We start from the raw sequence: 15,616 nt of genomic DNA on the forward strand, positions 1-15,616 counted from the left end.
ATGGACTTTCAGCTGACCGACGAACAGACCCTGCTGGCCGACACCACCCGTGACCTGCTGTCGGGTTACGACACCGAGAAGCGCAACAAGGTGGTGGAGTCCGAGCCCGGATTCGACCGTCAGGTTTGGGGACAACTCGCCGAGATCGGCGTCCTGGGACTGGGTTTCGATGAGGACTCCGGTGGCCAGATCGAGATCATGTTGGTGCTCAACGAGATCGGGCGCCGATTGGCACCCGAGCCGGTACTGCACGGCGCGATCGGTCCCGGCGCGATCATCGCCGAGGTGGGCACCGACGCCCAGCGTGCCCTTCTCGACGAAGTCGCCTCCGGCGAGCGGATTCTGGCCTTCGCCCACTCCGAACCGGGTGTGCGCGGATCGGCCGACGTGACGACCGCCGCGACGCGCAGCGGGGACGGGTGGACGCTGAGCGGCACCAAGAACCCGGTGCTGGCCGGCGACGTCGCCGACACGCTGATCGTGACGGCCGCCCTACCCGATGGTGGTACCGGGTTGTTCCTCGTCGACGCCGCGAACGTCACCCGCACGGGTTACCGCACCTTCGACGGCCAGCGTGGCGCCCAGATCGACCTGGCTTCCACTCCGGCCGAACCGCTCGGCGAAGCCGCCGACGCCGCGGACGCGATCGGCAATGCCCTGGTCCGGATCTCTGCGGGCTTGTGCGCCGAGGCGGTCGGGGTGATGGACGAGTCGCTGCGCCTGACCACCGATTACCTCAAGCAGCGCAAGCAGTTCGGGGTCACGCTCAGCAAGTTCCAGACCCTGACCCAGCGGGCCGCCGACATGTACATGTCACTCGAGCTGGCGCGGAGCATGGGCACTTACGCCGCGATGTCCATCGCCGACGGCGATCTCGACCCGGTGATCGCGGCGCGGGCCAAACTGCAGATCGGCCGCTCGGGACGGCACATCTCGCAGGAGTCGATCCAACTGCACGGCGGTATCGGTGTCACCGCGGAGTACCCGATCGGGCACTACGCCGCCCGACTGACCGCGATCGAGCACACGCTGGGCTCGTCCGCCGATCAGCTACGGACGCTGGTCGGTCAGCTCGACAGTTACGAGATCGCCACCCTCTGAAGCCAGTTCTGATGGGGCCTCGTCCGGTACACCCGGTCGGGGCCCTTTCGGAATCGCCATGGCGACGAGGCGGCTCAGCCGATCAGGCGAGTCACCGAGCCCAGCGGAACAGGCAGCCAACTCGGCCGGAACCGGGCCTCATAGGCGGCCTCGTACACCGCCTTGTCCAGCTCGTACGCCGCCAACAACGCAGCGTGCTCGCGCGGATCCGCGCCGGCCACCGCGGCATAACCATCGCAGAACGCCGTGCTGTTGCGGTCGGCCCACTCCCGGGCCCGGGCAGCCAACTGCCGGGCCCGGTCATCGTCGATGGCCAAGCCCACCAGGCGGGCATACGCCGCGTAGTCGAATGACCTCAACATGCCCGCGACGTCCCGCAGCGGGGAGTCGGGGCTGCGCCTCAGCTGCAACGGCTGGCCGGGCTCACCCTCGAAGTCGATCAGCAGCCAGTGCTCCGGGGTGCGCAGCACCTGCCCGAGATGCAGGTCGCCGTGCACCCGTTGCACACTCACCTGCTCATCTGCCAGCTTGCGGTAGCGGTCCTCGATCAATGAGACAAGCTCGCGCAGTTCGGGTACCGCCTCTGCGGCGGTGGTCAGCCGCGCGGACATGAGCTCGGCCGGGAATGGCACCGTCTCGGTGCCGAGCTGCTCGGCCAGACAGGCGTGCACCGAGGCCACGGCCTCCCCCAGCCGGTACGACTCGGCGGCGAAGTCGCCGCCCACCTCGTCGGCATACAGGTCGCCCTCGGCGAACAGGTCACGGGTGCTGGCGTTGGCCATATCCCAGCCCTCGGCGGAATTGTCGGCGAACTCGGTCACCATCCCCAACGCGAAAGACTCACCGTCCCAGTCGATATCCATCGATCCAAGCAACCTGGCCACGTGCGGGTTGCCGGCCCGAGCCAGCACCCGGTTGAGTTCGATGTCGGGGTTGGCACCCGGGGTGATCCGGCGGAACACCTTGAGCACGGCGTCCTGCCCGAACACCACGCTGGTGTTGCTCTGCTCGGCTGTCGACACCCGCGGCAGCGCCTCCAGTGGCAGGGTGACGTCCGGCTCCTTGCTGCACCTCAGCACGCCCACCGTGGCCGAGCGGTCGACCATCTCCAGCAGGTACCGCGCGGCGTCCTGGTCATAGAGGGCGTCGTAGCCGGTCCGCCCGGCGTCGCTGCCGATCGTGGCCACGGAGCTGTACTCCTCGATCGGGTCGGCATCCCACTTCACCAGCACCTGGTAGCGCTCGGCGGTTCCGTCGACGTAGGACACCCGCAGCAGCGTCAGGTCGAGATCCTTGTTCAACTCAAGCACCAGACCTGGTGTGGCGGCTGCCAACTCACGGCCGCGGCCGGCGTACCACCGCTGCTGACTCAGCCAGTCACCGAATTCGAGGCTCATTGCTGCACTCCGGGATCTCGTTCGGGCCCGCGAAGCTCAAACCAGTAGAACCCGTGGCCGGGGAGGGTCAGCAGGTACGGCAGCTGACCGATACTGGGGAACTCGACAGAGCCGGACATCTCGATGGGCGTGTATCCGCTCCACTCCTGCAGATTCAGCTCGATCGGCTGCGGGAACCGTGACAGGTTGTTCACGCAGAGCACCGCTTCGTCAGCGCCCTCGAGCTGACGGATGTATGCCAGCACCGATGGATTGGAGCCACCGAGCTCGCGGAATGTGCCGAGTGCGAACGCGTCGTGACGGCCACGCACGGCCAGCATGCTGCGGGTCCAGTTCAGCAGCGACGTCGAGCTGTCCCGCTGGGCTTCGACATTCACCGACTGATAGCCGTAAACCGCGTCCTGGTTGGGCGGCAGGTACAGCCGGCCAGGGTTGGCGGTGGAGAATCCGGTGTTGCGGTCCGGCGTCCACTGCATCGGGGTACGCACGCTGTCGCGGTCGCCGAGCCAGATGATGTCGCCCATGCCGATCTCGTCGCCGTAGTAGAGCATCGGTGATCCGGGCAGGGACAGCAGCAGCGCAGTGAACAGCTCGATCTGGTTGCGGTCGTTCTCCAACAGGGGAGCCAGCCGGCGGCGGATACCGACGTTGGCCTTCATCCGCGGATCCTTGGCGTACTCGGCGTACATGTAGTCGCGCTCGTCGTCGGTGACCATCTCCAGGGTCAGCTCATCGTGATTGCGCAGGAAGATCGCCCAGTGCGCGGTATCCGGGATCGCCGGTGTCTGGGCCAGGATCTCCGAGATAGGGAACCGCGACTCGCGTCGCACCGCCATGAAGATCCGCGGCATCAACGGGAAATGGAAGGCCATGTGGCACTCGTCGCCACCGGTGTTCGGGTCACCGAAGTACTCCACGACGTCGGCCGGCCACTGATTGGCCTCAGCCAGCAGCACCCGGCCCGGGAACTCGTCGTCGACCACCTTGCGGCAGCGCCTGAGGAAGGCGTGCGTCTCGGGCAGGTTCTCGCAATTGGTGCCCTCACGTTCGAACAGATAGGGCACCGCGTCCAACCGGAATCCGTCGATACCCAGATCCAGCCAGAATCGCAGGACATCGATCATCGCTTCCTGCACGGCCGGATTGTCGTAGTTCAGATCGGGCTGGTGCGAGAAGAACCGATGCCAGTAGAACTGCCGACGCACCGGGTCGAAGGTCCAGTTCGACTCCTCGGTGTCGACGAAGATGATGCGCGCGTCGGTGTACCGGTCGCTGGTGTCGTTCCAGACGTAGAAGTCTCCGTAGGGTCCGTCCGGATTGTGCCGCGACTCCTGGAACCAGGCGTGCGAGTCGGAGGTGTGGTTCATCACCAGGTCGGTGATGACCCGAATACCACGCCGATGTGCCCCGTCCAATAGCGTGACGAAATCCTCCACGGTGCCGAACTCGGGCAGCACCTTGTAGAAGTCCCGGATGTCGTAGCCACCGTCGCGCAGCGGCGAATCGTAGAACGGCGGCAACCAGAGGCAGTCCACACCCAGCCATTTGAGGTAGTCGAGTTGTTGGGTCAGACCCTGCAGATCACCGACACCGTCGGCGTTCGAGTCGTAGAACGCCCGGACCAGCACCTCGTAGAACACCGCCCGCTTGAACCAGTCACGGTCGGTGGGCAGCGTTCTGGCATGGCCGAAGTCCTCGGCGGTCGGATGCTCGACCATGCAGTGATCGTCGTGAACGTTGTCCATCAGCTTCCCAACGTACCCACTTCGTCCGTCCTCGACACCTGCGCGCAACCTCGCACGGAGCGCGGCGATCCGAAATGATCTTGCAGCAACGTGATTCGCCACTGCGCGCGTGTTTGCGGAAAAACTAACGGTTGAATAAGAGACAGCAACGGGTTACGTTTTTCCCGCATTTGATCTCCTCGTCGGCTATGGGCCGGCGAGCACAAACTTTCGACGAGGGATGGCCTGTGGGTGAGTCGGCACCTAATGACGGTGAAGCACCAGTAATCGTTGGACTTTCTGATGCAGCGATGCACATGTACATGGCCGCGATCGACGCGCTGCCGCCGGTCGGCGACCCGGAGTACGCCGACCGCGCCGCAGTCGTCCTCAGCGGTCTGCGCAAGCTGCAGACGTCGCTGTCGGAGGCGGCGGGACGCAGTCGCGTCACCCCGTCGGTCATCGTGGCGCTCAGCGGTGTGCGGCACCGCTACGACGAGTTGATGACGACCGCGTCCGAGGGCCCCGCCGCCACGCTCGGTCAGCGTCTCTACGTTGCGCGCGGCAACGCGAAGCTGTCCACCGAGGAAGCGGCCAACGGCGTCGGCCTGCGTAAGGACCTGATCGAGGCCGTCGAGGCCGAGGAGCCCGCGACCGAAGCCGAGACCGCTCAGATCAAGGATCTGATCGCCGCACTCGGCGGCTGATCCACCCGACGCACGAACGGTAGGGTCGCTGCGTGACGAGAGATCATGGCGACCCCGGTGATGCCCCCTCGGTTCCTCCCCCACTGACGGAGGTTGTCGAGGGGGCACGTCCGTCTGCGGCCGAGGAAGCCCGCACCGTCGCCGCGTCGACCAACGCAGGCACGCTGGCCTCGCTCACCGCCGACGGCGACCCGTGGGCGTCCTTCGTCACCTACGGGCTCTTGGCCGGCGCACCGGTGCTCTGTGTGTCGAACATGGCCGAGCACGGCCGCAACCTTGCCGGCGACCCCCGGGCCAGCATCTCCGTCGTCGCCCCCGACACCGGGTCAGATCCGTTGGCCGGCAGCCGCATCACCCTGGCCGGGATCGCCGAGCGGCCCACCGGCGACGAGCTCGTCGCGGCCCGCCAGGCCCACCTGGACGCGGTGGCCGCCGCCCGCTACTACATCGATTTCAGCGACTTCTCGCTCTGGGTGCTTCGCGTACGACGCGCGCGCTGGGTCGGCGGGTACGGCCGGATGGACTCGACCAGCGGCGAGGCCTATGCCGCCGCCCAACCCGACCCCGTCGCACCGCACGCTGCCGGTGCGATCGAGCATCTCAACGCCGACCATGCCGACTCGCTGGCCGAGATGGCCCGCGCCCTCGGGGGCTATCCCGACGCAGAAGCGGCGGTGTGCAGCGGCGCAGACCGCTATGGCCTGGATCTGCGCGTCACCACCGCGCGCGGGATCGCCTACACCCGCGTCGGCTACGCCGTACCGATCAGCTCGTACGGCGAGTTGCGGGCAGCCACCGTCGAGTTGACTCAGCGCGCCAGGCAGGGCTGATCGGCGCACCGCGCCGGCTAGGCCCGCGACCCCGCCAGGCCGTGCAATACGATCGCGGGTATGCCTGAGCGCCCGGAGACCTGGCAAGCCGCCTTCGACCTGATCCGCACCCGCGGCTACGAACACCGTGAGGAACCTTTCCGGCTGGCCAGCGGACAGCTGAGCCACGACTACATCGACGGCAAGTTCGCCATCGACACCGGCGAGCGGATGGCCATCGTCAGTCGCGCGGTCGCCGATCTGGCGGCCGCGAACGGTATCGAGTTCGACGCCGTCGGCGGGTTGACCATGGGCGCCGACCCGCTGGCTCACGGTGTGGCGATGGTGACCGGCAAAGCCTGGTTCTCGGTGCGCAAGGAACAGAAGTCACGCGGCCGCGAGCAGTGGATCGAAGGCACCCGGCTCTCCCCCGGCACCCGGGTGCTGCTGGTCGACGACGTGATCAGCACCGGCGGCTCCACCGAGATCGCCTACGAGCGGGTCACTGCCGTCGGCGCCGTCGTCACCGGCGTCATCCCGATGGTCGACCGCGGCGATGTGGCCACCGGGCGGTTCGCCAAGCGCGGTGTGCCGTTCGCAGCGCTGGTCACCTACCGCGATCTGGGCATCGAGCCGGTCAAGGATGTCTAGGGCCGACGTCTGAGCTAGATCACCAGCACCGGCGCCCGCTCCAGCGCGAGGCTGACCACCACGCCGGACTGGAAGGCGCGAGCCCGTGAGCTGGGCAGCTGCGCGTGGATCAGCGAGCCGTCGGGCAGCGACATGTACACGTGGGACGTCGGGCCGAGGAACGACACGGATTCCACCACCGCCGGCCCGTCCGGATCGGCGCGCACCCGGATCGATTCCGGCCGCACCATCGCGGTACCTGCCCCGGAAGTGATCGATCCGGGCAGCGTCGGCAACTCGGCGCCCAGCAGTCTGGCCCGTCCGCCCGACACCCGCGCGCGCACCTTGTTGTGCAAGCCGACGAATTCGGCGACGAACGGCGTCGACGGGCGGGCGTAGAGCACGGCAGGAGTGGCGAGCTGCTCGAGTTTGCCGTGACTCATCACCCCGACCCGGTCCGCAACCGCCAGGGCCTCCTCCTGGTCATGGGTGACGAACAACGTCGTGATGCCGACTTCGAGCTGCACCCGTCGAATCTCGTCACGCAATTGCGAACGCACCTTCGCGTCGAGTGCCGACAGAGGCTCATCGAGCAGCAGCACCCTCGGCTCGATCGCCAGCGCCCGGGCCAACGCCACTCGCTGCTGCTCACCCCCGGACAGCTCGCTTGCGTACTTGCCCTTGTGCGCTGCCAGGCCCACCAGATCGAGCATGTCTGCGGCTCGAAACAGCCTGTTCTGCTTGGACTTTCCACGCATCTTCAAACCGAAGGCGACGTTGTCCAACACGGTCAGGTGTGGGAACAGGCTGTAGGCCTGGAAGACCATGCCCATATCCCGCTTGTTGGCCGGCACAGAGCCGATGTCACGGCCGCCGACGAACACGGTGCCGGAGCTGGCCTCCTCCAGGCCGGCCAGGATGCGCAGCGCCGTGGTCTTGCCGCAGCCAGAGGGGCCGAGCAGCGCGACCAACTCCCCCGGTTCGATGGACAGGCTCAGCCCGTCGAGTGCGTGGACGTTGCCGTAAGTGCGGGTGAGGTCGCGAAGTTCAACGCGCACACCGGCCCCGAGACTCATGTCTGAACTCCCAACGTCCGACGGCGGCCCCGGGTGAGCGCCGCCAAGACCAACAACAGAGCGAATCCGAGCAGCAGGGTGGCCAGCGAGGCCGCCACCGACGTCGCGCCGTCGCTCTTCCCGATCGCCACGATCTGGACCGGAAGCGTCTCGAAGCCGCTCAGCGAGGCGACGGTGTATTCACCGAGCACCACCGCAATCGAAATGAAGGCCGCAGACAGGATCCCGGACCAGATGTTGGGCACGATCACCCGGGCGATCGTCGACAACCAACCGGCCCCCAGCGATCGGGCAGCCTCTGACAACGTCTGCAGGTCGATCGCGGACAGCGCGGAATCGATTGCCCGGTAGGCGAACGGCAGTACCAGCACGACATAGACGAACGTCAGCGTGAGCGCCGATTCGCCGAGAAGGTAAGTGACCCATAGATACACGTTGCGCAGGCCCACCACGATCACTAGGGCCGGGATGGTCAACGGCAGCAGGCACAGAAACTCCACGAACGGTGCGGCCCAGCGGGCCCGCACACGCACCCAGATCATCGTCGGCACCAACAGCACCAGCATCGCGATGACGGTGAACACCGCGAGCAGCAGTGAGATGAGAATGGCGTGATACAACGCCTCATCGGCGACCAGGTTGCGCCATGCCGCGCCGGTGCGCCCGCCGGCGAGCAGGTTGCGGGTGGAGAAGTCGGCCATGGCGTAGAGGGGAAACAGGAAGAACAAGCCGAACGCCACCCAGAGCGCCACACGGGCACCGCGGTTCATTTGAGCCACCTCGCGGTGCGGCGCACCAGGGCGTTGTAGGCGATCATCACCACGGCCACCACCACGATCATCTCGCACGCCAGCGCGTAGGCGAAGCCGGACTGACCCAGCACGACCTCGCTGGTGAGTGCGGCGCGGATCAACAACGGCACGATCGGACTGCCCTGACTTACCAGAGCCGCCGCGGTGGCATAGGCGGCAAACGCATTGGCGAACAACAACAACGCCGATCCCAGGAACGCCGGGGTCAGCAGCGGCACCGCGACCTCCCGCAGGTACTGCCACCGGGACGCACCGAGGCTCACCGCGGCCTCGCGCCACTGCTCACGCAACCCCTCGAGGGCGGGCAGGAAGACGATCACCATCAACGGGATCTGGAAGTAGCTGTAGACCAGGATCAACCCGCCCAGTCCGTACAGCCAGCCCGAACCGGCCAGGTCCCAGCCGAGGTTCTCTTTGACCCACAGCGTCAGCACGCCGTTGAGCCCGATGGTGGCCAGGAATGCGAAAGCCAGCGCCACGCCGCCGAACTGGGCCAGCACACTGCACAGCGCCAGCACCGTGCGCCGAAGCATCGACGCCGGCGGGCTGCTGACGATCAACCAGGCCAGCACCGCACCCAGCACCGCCCCGATCAGCGCTGTACTGGCCGACAGCGCAATACTTTTCGCGAGCGCCGCCAGTGCGGTGCCGGAGAACAGCGCGGCGATGCGGTCGAGTGAGAACGATCCATCGGCGAAGAACGCCATGACGATCACCGTCACCGTCGGCACGATCAGGAACACCGTCACCACCGCCACGAACGGCAGCAATGGCAGCGCGTCACGGATGTCCGCGCGCAGATCCCGACGAGTTGTACTACCCGGCATGGCGTACTTCAGCCGATCGCCTTGGCCCAGTTGTCGGCCAGATACTTGTTGGCCGTGTCGGTTTGGGCCTGGGTGGCAACCGTCACCGGACCGTCGATGGGGGGCAACTGACCGAACGCCGCGCGGTCCGCTGTGCCGGCCAGGATCATCTTGTCGGCGCGCACCGGCCGAACCCCGCCCTTGGCGTACAGGTTCTGGCCCTCGTCGCTGAACAGGAATTCCTGCCAGAGCCGGGCCGCCGCCGGATGGGGTGCGTCCTTGTTGATCGCCTGGAAATAGTACCCGGCGACCAACGCCTCATGGGGAACCATCACCTGCCAGCCGGGGACCTTCTGGCTCTCGGTGCCGTTGAGGTAATTCCAGTCGATCACCACCGGGGTCTGCCCCGATTCGATGGTGGCCGGGGTCGGATCCAACGGCAGGAAGTTGCCTACCTCGTTGAGCTTTTCGAAGAACGCGACTCCCGGGGCGATGTCGTCGGCCGACCCGCCCTGCGCCACCGCCGCCATCAGCACCCCGGCGAACGCGGCGCCGGCCTGGGTCGGGTCCCCGTTGAGCGCGACCATGCCGTGGTACTCGGGCTTGAGCAGATCTTCGACCGAGGTGATCGGCGGAACTTTCGTCGAATCGAAGCCGATGGACATGAAGCCGGCGTAGTCGTTGACCCAGGTGCCGTCCGGATCCTTGAGCTTCTCGGGGATCTCGTCGAACGTGGCCACCTTGTAGGGAGCGAACATCGACGTGTTCGCGAGCGCCACCGACTGTCCGAGGTCGAACACGTCGGGCGCGGTGCTCTTGCCCTTCTGCTGGTTGGCCGCGTTGATCTCTTCCTGGCTGGAACCGTCGGGCTGCGCCGAGTTCACCTCGATGCCGTACTTCTCCTCGAAGGCCTTGATGATGGCGCCGTAGTTGGCCCAATCCGGGGGCAGCGCAATCACATTGAGTTCACCTTCGGCCTTGGCAGCCGCGACGAGCTTGTCCATCCCGCCGAAGTCGGCCGCGGACTTGGCCTCGGCGACCTTGACACCGGTATCGGTGTCACCACCGGCAGCACCCTTCTGCGGCGGCGCGCACGCCGCCAGACCCACCGCGACGAGTGCCGATGCGGCCAGAGCCGCAGATGCGGTCACGATCCGAGACGTGATCATTACCAAACCCTTCGTTGGTCACCAAGCGCGCACCGGAACCCTATCGCGGGCCGGCAGCACGGGAGCGGTCCAGCGGTGGACGGTGGCAATACCGGCTGACTAGGGTTGGCGCCCATGACGCCCATCCGCACGACCCTCACACGTCGGTGGCGTCCGCTCGCCACAGCTGCCGCCTTCGTGGGCCTCTGCGCCGCAGCTCAGTCGACCATCGCACCCGCCTCGGCAGCCTTCGACGTGCAGGGATACGAGGCGTGTACCTCTACGACGGCACCCGGTCCCGACCAGAACTTCGACCCCGTCGCCACGAGCTGCTGCATCGATAACGCCGGAGTCCCTGCCAACACCACCTACGGCGTGGGCTGTGTCGCGCCCGTCGAGAATCCGCCAGAGGACTATCGGCCCACGATCGTCATGCCAAGCCGGCCCACGCCGCCGGGAGAGGGTGACGACCTGAACCACGACGAGCTCATGAAGCTGCCGCCACTCCCGGGTGAGGGTGAGCTGCCCGGGGATGTACCGCCACCCTGAGACGTCGCCGGTGTCATCCACATAATCTGGAGTGATGGCTGATCTCGATGCCGCAACGCGATTCGCCGCGGCACCCTGCGCGATACTTGCAACGCTGGGCGCCGACGGTGCACCGCATCTGGTGCCGGTGGTGTTCGCGGTCCTGCTATCTGGCGACGGACCCACACCGGCCACGATCTACACGGCCGTGGACGCCAAACCCAAATCTACCCAGCGACTGCGCCGGCTGGCCAACATCGAGGGCGATGCCCGGGTCAGCCTGCTGGTCGACCACTACGCCGACGAATGGGCGCGCCTGTGGTGGGTACGCGCCGACGGGCGGGCGGCAGTCCATCACAGTGGTGATGCGATGGCCACGGGTTACGGGCTGTTACGCGCGAAATACCCGCAGTACGAGCGCATTGCACTCAATGGCCCGGTGATCACCGTCGACGTCACGCACTGGTCGTCCTGGCAGGCGTGACAGCGCTCAGAGCATCTGGCATACGCCGATTTCTACTGCCGGGTCGCGATTTCTGCTGCGGACCAGCAGCCACAGTGCAGAAAGCGGCGGGACTCGACGGTCACCGACCGACGCAGATCTTGTGCTCCAGCTCACATCGGGGAATGGTGGAGAGCAGGTCCGGCGGGCCGCAGCGGGGCGCCCCGGGGACACCAGGAGGAGTGCCATGGCGGACAAGACGCATTCGGCCGGCAACGGGGCTGTTCCCACCGCGGACAGCCCCGCCGCCATTCGCAACGTCGTGCTCGTCGGGCCATCGGGTGCAGGCAAGACCACCCTCGTGGAGGCGCTGCTGGTCGCCGCCGGGGTGTTGAACCGGGCCGGTTCGGTGGTCGACGGGTCGACGGTCTGCGATTTCGACGAGGCTGAGATCGGCCAGCAGCGCTCGGTCGGGCTGTCGCTGGCCCCGTTGCAGCACAACGGAATCAAGGTCAATCTGATCGACACCCCCGGATACGCGGATTTTGTCGGGGAACTCCGTGCCGGGCTGCGTGCCGCCGATTGCGCGCTGTTCGTCATCGCGGCCAACGAGGAGATCGACGAACCGACGAAGGCGTTGTGGCAGGAATGCGCAGCAGTGGGCATGCCGCGGGCGGTGGTGATCACCAAGCTCGATCACGCCCGCGCCAACTACGCTAATGCACTGGCCGGCGCGCAGCAGGCGTTCGGTGACAACGTGGCCCCGCTGTACTTCCCGGCCGGGGAGGGCGTCATCGGTCTGCTCACCCGCACGTTCTACTGCTACAGCGACGGCACCAGGACCACCCGGCCACCCGACGGCGCCTATGACGACGAGATCGCCGAACTCCGCGGCTCCCTGATCGAGGGCATCATCGAGGAGTCCGAGGACGAGACGCTGATGGAGCGCTACCTCGGCGGCGAGGAGATCGACGAGGCGGTGTTGATCGCCGACCTGGAGAAGGCCGTGGCCCGCGGCTCGTTCTTCCCGGTGATCCCGGTGTGCAGCGGATCCGGGATCGGCACGCTCGAACTGCTGGAGATCGCCACCCGCGGCTTCCCGTCACCGCCCGAGCACCGCCTGCCCGAGGTGTTCGCGGCCAGTGGCGCGGCCCGCAAACCGATGAGCTGCGACCCGTCCGGACCGCTGCTGGCCGAGGTGGTGAAGACGACGTCGGATCCATATGTCGGCAGGGTCAGCCTGGTCCGGGTTTTCTCCGGCACCATCAGGCCCGACGCCACTGTGCATGTGTCGGGCCATTTTTCTGCGTTCAACGGATCCGTGGCGCCGGCCGGCTCGCACGGGCACGCCGACTCAGGCCCGATTGCCGGCCACGCCGACCACGATGAGGACGAGCGCATCGGCACCCTGTCCTTCCCGCTGGGCAAGCAGCAGCGCCCGGCACCGTCGGTGGTGGCCGGGGACATCTGCGCGATCGGGCGGCTCAGCCGGGCCGAGACCGGTGACACCCTCAGCGACAAGGCCGATCCGCTGGTGTTGCGCCCGTGGACCATGCCCGACCCGCTGCTGCCGATCGCGGTGCAGCCCCGTGCCAAGACCGATGAGGACAAGCTGTCTGTCGGGTTGCAGCGGCTGGCCGCCGAGGATCCCACGCTGCGCATCGAGCAGAATCCGGAAACCCACCAGATCGTGCTGTGGTGCATGGGTGAGGCCCACGCCGCAGTGGTGCTCGACGCGTTGTCTCGGCGCTACGGGGTATCGGTGGACACCGTCGAGCTGCGGGTACCACTGCGGGAAACGCTCGGCGGCAAGGCAAAAGGGCACGGTAGGCATGTCAAACAGTCCGGCGGGCACGGGCAGTACGCGGTCTGCGCCATCGAGGTCGAGCCGCTGCCGGAGGGCACCGGATTCGAATTCGTCGACAAGGTCGTCGGCGGATCGGTACCGCGCCAGTTCATCCCGAGCGTCGAGAAGGGCGTGCGGGCCCAGATGGAAAAGGGAATGGTCGGCGATCACGGCGAGGCCGGCTACCCCGTCGTCGATATCCGGGTCACGCTGGTCGACGGCAAGGCTCACAGTGTCGACTCGTCGGATTTCGCCTTCCAGATGGCAGGCGGTCTGGCCTTGCGGGAAGCCGCTGCGGCGGCCGGTGTGAGCCTGCTCGAGCCGATCGCCGACGTGACCGTGGTGGTGCCCGACGATCTGGTGGGCGCGGTGATGAGCGATCTGGCGAGCCGGCGCGGCCGCGTGCTCGGTACCGACAAGGCCGATGAGGATCGGACCCTGGTGAAGGCGGAAATTCCCGAGGTCGAACTGACCCGGTACGCGATCGATCTGCGGTCACTGTCACATGGCGCGGGCGCCTTCACCCGGCAGTTCGCCCGTTACGAGCCGATGCCCGAATCCGCTGCGGCACGGGTACGCCGCACCGCGTAGTCGTCTTTCAGCTCCCCATCGAGGCATAGAACTCGTCGCTGCCCGCGCCGTCCTCAAGCTGGACGTCGAAGGTGTTCAGGGCGAAGGCCAGCGTGCTGTAGCCGCCGAAGGTGAACATCAGGTCCATCCGTTGCCGCTCGTCGAGCCGCTGCCCCAAGCGTTCCCAGACCGGGGCCGACATCCTCGACCCGCTGTGCAGCTCGTCGACCGCATCCAGCACGGCCTGGTCGAATTCATCTGCCGCCGAGCCGCTTTGAGCTGCCTCGACATCAGCCTCGGTCAACCCCACCTGCCGCGCCATCGCGCTGTGATGACCCCACTCATACACACAGCCGTGGTGGAAAGCGGTACGCAGGACCGCCAGCTCACGGATGCGCTCAGGCAGCGTGGAGCCCTTCTGCAGGTATGTGTTGAACGGCAGGAAGGCCCCAGCCAACGCGGGGTGGCGTACCAGCGTCGACAACGCGTTGCCCACCTTGTCCGGGCGGCGGCGCTCCGGCGGCACCGTGGAGGCCAACGCCTCGCGTGCCTGATCGTCCCAGTCTTCTGCCGGCAATGGCGTCAACATGCGATAGCCCTACTTTACGATCGACTAGTAATCTCCTTTACGATCGTAAAGGAGATTCCGCCGCAGCGCACACGAGAGGACGAACCGATGGACACCGCCACGGCCGAACCGGCCGGCTCGAACACCACCCGAGCACGCCTCGTCGAGGCGGCCGTCGGCCTGTTCACCCGGCACGGCTTCGCGGGGACATCGCTGCAGATGATCGCCGATGAACTGGGCTTCACCAAGGCCGCCATCTACTACCACTTCCGCACCCGCGAACAACTGCTGACAGCCGTCCTGGACCCGGTGCTGGCGCAACTTCAGCGGATCGTCGAGGAGGCCGAGACGCACCGCGGTGTGCACGCCCGGGCCGACCACATGGTGCGCGGCTACGCCGATCTGGCTGTCCACAATCGGGCGTTGGTCGCGGTTCTGTCCAGCGACCCGAGCGTGGACGAAGCCCTGCGCACCCGGCCCGAATGGGACACCCTGATCGACCGTCAGTTGGCCCTGCTGGCCGATGTCGATCCCGGCCCGGCGGGCACGGTCAGGGCGGCGATGGTGTTTGCAGGAATCGCCGGGGGCGCCGGTATCGCCCCGCCGGACCTACCCGATGAGCGGCTCCACAGCCTCCTGACCGATGCCGCGCGCCGCACTCTCGGCCTGCGCATCAGACGCTGACGAAAAGTTTTGCGATTCAGAGTTTTACCGAAATGCGCGGCTTACCGAAAGGAACAGTTATGACAGTCAAGACAGCTTTGGTGACCGGAGGTGCCTCCGGAATCGGCAAGGCGATCGCCGAGCGGCTGACGGCCGATGGATACCAGGTGGCCACCCTCGACCTCAATGCAACCGACGACGCGCACTCCTACGCGGCCGACGTCACCGACCGGGCCCAGGTCGATGCCGTCTTCAAGGCGGTTCGCGAGCAGTTGGGCCCCGTCACGATCCTGGTCAACTCGGCCGGTCTCAGCGATTTCACGCCGTTCACCGAGCTCACCTTCGAGCGTTGGCAGAAGGTCGTCGACGTCAACCTCAACGGCGTCTTCCATGTCGTGCAGGCCGCGCTGCCCGACATGATCGCCGCGGGCTGGGGCCGCATCGTCAACATCTCCTCGTCGAGCACGCATTCCGGCGTGCCGTACATGTCGGACTACGTGGCCGCCAAGTCCGCCGTCAACGGGTTGACCAAGTCGCTGGCCCTGGAATTCGGCCCGGCCGGGATCACGGTGAATGCCGTACCGCCGGGTTTCATCGACACGCCGATGCTGCGGGCGGCCGAATCTCGCGGTGAGCTGGGCGACATCCAGAACACCATCAACGCCACCCCGGTGCGGCGGATAGGGCGACCGGAAGACATTGCAGCAACCTGTTCGTTCCTCATCTCGGAGCAGGCCGGCTACATCACCGGCCAGGTCGTCGGCGTGAACGGCGGCAGAAATACCTGAT

Annotated in this window: 16 protein-coding genes; 9 read left to right on the forward strand and 7 right to left on the reverse strand. The window is 66.7% G+C overall.

Annotated elements, in window-relative coordinates; all coding sequences use genetic code 11:
* A complete protein-coding gene (locus tag HBE63_RS24735) occupies positions 1-1,101 on the forward strand; it encodes an acyl-CoA dehydrogenase family protein (RefSeq protein ID WP_166907143.1) in 1,101 nt (366 codons plus the stop codon).
* A gap of 74 nt (positions 1,102-1,175) precedes the next feature.
* On the opposite strand, the gene HBE63_RS24740 is transcribed toward HBE63_RS24735, so the two are convergent.
* Positions 1,176-2,498 (reverse strand): maltokinase, encoded by a 1,323-nt coding sequence (locus HBE63_RS24740; protein ID WP_166907145.1) that lies wholly within the window; start codon positions 2,496-2,498, stop codon positions 1,176-1,178.
* On the reverse strand, positions 2,495-4,243 hold the full coding sequence (treS, locus tag HBE63_RS24745; protein ID WP_166907147.1) for a maltose alpha-D-glucosyltransferase: 1,749 nt from the start codon (positions 4,241-4,243) through the stop codon (positions 2,495-2,497). Before treS ends, HBE63_RS24740 begins: the two co-directional genes overlap by 4 nt.
* Positions 4,244-4,539: 296 nt before the next feature.
* On the opposite strand from treS, the gene HBE63_RS24750 reads away from it, so the two are divergent.
* From HBE63_RS24750 to HBE63_RS24760, 3 genes are read left to right on the forward strand one after another with little or no spacing between them, the layout of a single operon-like run.
* Positions 4,540-4,929: a hypothetical protein gene (locus HBE63_RS24750; RefSeq protein WP_166910162.1), complete on the forward strand. Its 390-nt coding sequence runs from the start codon at positions 4,540-4,542 to the stop codon at positions 4,927-4,929.
* A 32-nt stretch (positions 4,930-4,961) separates the two neighbouring features.
* Positions 4,962-5,759, forward strand: a complete 798-nt coding sequence (locus HBE63_RS24755) for a HugZ family protein (RefSeq protein WP_166907149.1) — start codon at positions 4,962-4,964, stop codon at positions 5,757-5,759.
* Positions 5,760-5,819: 60 nt separating this feature from the next.
* A complete protein-coding gene (locus HBE63_RS24760) occupies positions 5,820-6,389 on the forward strand; it encodes an orotate phosphoribosyltransferase (RefSeq protein ID WP_166907151.1) in 570 nt (189 codons plus the stop codon).
* 14 nt (positions 6,390-6,403) lie between these two features.
* Here HBE63_RS24760 and HBE63_RS24765 read toward each other — a convergent pair whose 3' ends face one another.
* Genes HBE63_RS24765 through HBE63_RS24780 form a run of 4 tightly spaced genes read right to left on the reverse strand, consistent with a single transcriptional unit; the run spans position 6,404 to position 10,231 of the window.
* A complete protein-coding gene (locus HBE63_RS24765; RefSeq protein ID WP_166907152.1) occupies positions 6,404-7,444 on the reverse strand; it encodes an ABC transporter ATP-binding protein in 1,041 nt (346 codons plus the stop codon).
* Entirely contained in the window at positions 7,441-8,214 is a 774-nt protein-coding gene (locus HBE63_RS24770; protein ID WP_166907154.1) for an ABC transporter permease, read from the reverse strand. The genes HBE63_RS24765 and HBE63_RS24770 overlap by 4 nt, the downstream gene beginning before the upstream one ends.
* On the reverse strand, positions 8,211-9,083 hold the full coding sequence (locus HBE63_RS24775; protein ID WP_166907156.1) for an ABC transporter permease subunit: 873 nt from the start codon (positions 9,081-9,083) through the stop codon (positions 8,211-8,213). The genes HBE63_RS24770 and HBE63_RS24775 overlap by 4 nt, the downstream gene beginning before the upstream one ends.
* 8 nt (positions 9,084-9,091) lie before the next feature.
* Positions 9,092-10,231, reverse strand: a complete 1,140-nt coding sequence (locus HBE63_RS24780) for an ABC transporter substrate-binding protein (RefSeq protein ID WP_166907158.1) — start codon at positions 10,229-10,231, stop codon at positions 9,092-9,094.
* A 114-nt stretch (positions 10,232-10,345) separates the two neighbouring features.
* On the opposite strand from HBE63_RS24780, the gene HBE63_RS24785 reads away from it, so the two are divergent.
* From HBE63_RS24785 to HBE63_RS24795, 3 genes are all read left to right on the forward strand, one after another.
* Positions 10,346-10,759 (forward strand): hypothetical protein, encoded by a 414-nt coding sequence (locus HBE63_RS24785; RefSeq protein ID WP_166907160.1) that lies wholly within the window; start codon positions 10,346-10,348, stop codon positions 10,757-10,759.
* 34 nt (positions 10,760-10,793) lie between these two features.
* A complete protein-coding gene (locus tag HBE63_RS24790; RefSeq protein ID WP_166907162.1) occupies positions 10,794-11,222 on the forward strand; it encodes a TIGR03668 family PPOX class F420-dependent oxidoreductase in 429 nt (142 codons plus the stop codon).
* A 205-nt stretch (positions 11,223-11,427) separates the two neighbouring features.
* A complete protein-coding gene (locus tag HBE63_RS24795) occupies positions 11,428-13,617 on the forward strand; it encodes an elongation factor G-like protein EF-G2 (RefSeq protein ID WP_166907164.1) in 2,190 nt (729 codons plus the stop codon).
* A gap of 7 nt (positions 13,618-13,624) precedes the next feature.
* Here the strand turns inward: HBE63_RS24795 and HBE63_RS24800 are convergent, their stop codons facing one another.
* Complete coding sequence (locus tag HBE63_RS24800; protein ID WP_166907166.1) at positions 13,625-14,185, reverse strand: carboxymuconolactone decarboxylase family protein; 561 nt, start codon at positions 14,183-14,185, stop codon at positions 13,625-13,627.
* 87 nt (positions 14,186-14,272) lie between these two features.
* Between HBE63_RS24800 and HBE63_RS24805 the strand changes: the two genes are divergently transcribed.
* Positions 14,273-14,848 (forward strand): TetR/AcrR family transcriptional regulator, encoded by a 576-nt coding sequence (locus tag HBE63_RS24805; protein WP_166907168.1) that lies wholly within the window; start codon positions 14,273-14,275, stop codon positions 14,846-14,848.
* A 59-nt stretch (positions 14,849-14,907) separates the two neighbouring features.
* Complete coding sequence (locus HBE63_RS24810) at positions 14,908-15,615, forward strand: SDR family NAD(P)-dependent oxidoreductase (protein WP_166907171.1); 708 nt, start codon at positions 14,908-14,910, stop codon at positions 15,613-15,615.
* Position 15,616 lies beyond the last annotated feature (1 nt).

This window comes from Mycobacterium sp. DL440, from assembly GCF_011745145.1.
Taxonomy (GTDB): domain Bacteria; phylum Actinomycetota; class Actinomycetes; order Mycobacteriales; family Mycobacteriaceae; genus Mycobacterium.

What these genes read in the sequence shown, in the direction of transcription:
- HBE63_RS24735 (WP_166907143.1), top strand. Translation starts at nt 1, where the DNA reads ATGGACTTTCAGCTGACCGACGAACAGACCCTGCTGGCCGACACCACC.
- HBE63_RS24740 (WP_166907145.1), bottom strand. Translation starts at nt 2,498, where the DNA reads ATGAGCCTCGAATTCGGTGACTGGCTGAGTCAGCAGCGGTGGTACGCC.
- treS (WP_166907147.1), bottom strand. Translation starts at nt 4,243, where the DNA reads ATGGACAACGTTCACGACGATCACTGCATGGTCGAGCATCCGACCGCC.
- HBE63_RS24750 (WP_166910162.1), top strand. Translation starts at nt 4,540, where the DNA reads ATGTACATGGCCGCGATCGACGCGCTGCCGCCGGTCGGCGACCCGGAG.
- HBE63_RS24760 (WP_166907151.1), top strand. Translation starts at nt 5,820, where the DNA reads ATGCCTGAGCGCCCGGAGACCTGGCAAGCCGCCTTCGACCTGATCCGC.
- HBE63_RS24765 (WP_166907152.1), bottom strand. Translation starts at nt 7,444, where the DNA reads ATGAGTCTCGGGGCCGGTGTGCGCGTTGAACTTCGCGACCTCACCCGC.
- HBE63_RS24770 (WP_166907154.1), bottom strand. Translation starts at nt 8,214, where the DNA reads ATGAACCGCGGTGCCCGTGTGGCGCTCTGGGTGGCGTTCGGCTTGTTC.
- HBE63_RS24775 (WP_166907156.1), bottom strand. Translation starts at nt 9,083, where the DNA reads ATGCCGGGTAGTACAACTCGTCGGGATCTGCGCGCGGACATCCGTGAC.
- HBE63_RS24780 (WP_166907158.1), bottom strand. Translation starts at nt 10,231, where the DNA reads ATGATCACGTCTCGGATCGTGACCGCATCTGCGGCTCTGGCCGCATCG.
- HBE63_RS24785 (WP_166907160.1), top strand. Translation starts at nt 10,346, where the DNA reads ATGACGCCCATCCGCACGACCCTCACACGTCGGTGGCGTCCGCTCGCC.
- HBE63_RS24790 (WP_166907162.1), top strand. Translation starts at nt 10,794, where the DNA reads ATGGCTGATCTCGATGCCGCAACGCGATTCGCCGCGGCACCCTGCGCG.
- HBE63_RS24795 (WP_166907164.1), top strand. Translation starts at nt 11,428, where the DNA reads ATGGCGGACAAGACGCATTCGGCCGGCAACGGGGCTGTTCCCACCGCG.
- HBE63_RS24800 (WP_166907166.1), bottom strand. Translation starts at nt 14,185, where the DNA reads ATGTTGACGCCATTGCCGGCAGAAGACTGGGACGATCAGGCACGCGAG.
- HBE63_RS24805 (WP_166907168.1), top strand. Translation starts at nt 14,273, where the DNA reads ATGGACACCGCCACGGCCGAACCGGCCGGCTCGAACACCACCCGAGCA.
- HBE63_RS24810 (WP_166907171.1), top strand. Translation starts at nt 14,908, where the DNA reads ATGACAGTCAAGACAGCTTTGGTGACCGGAGGTGCCTCCGGAATCGGC.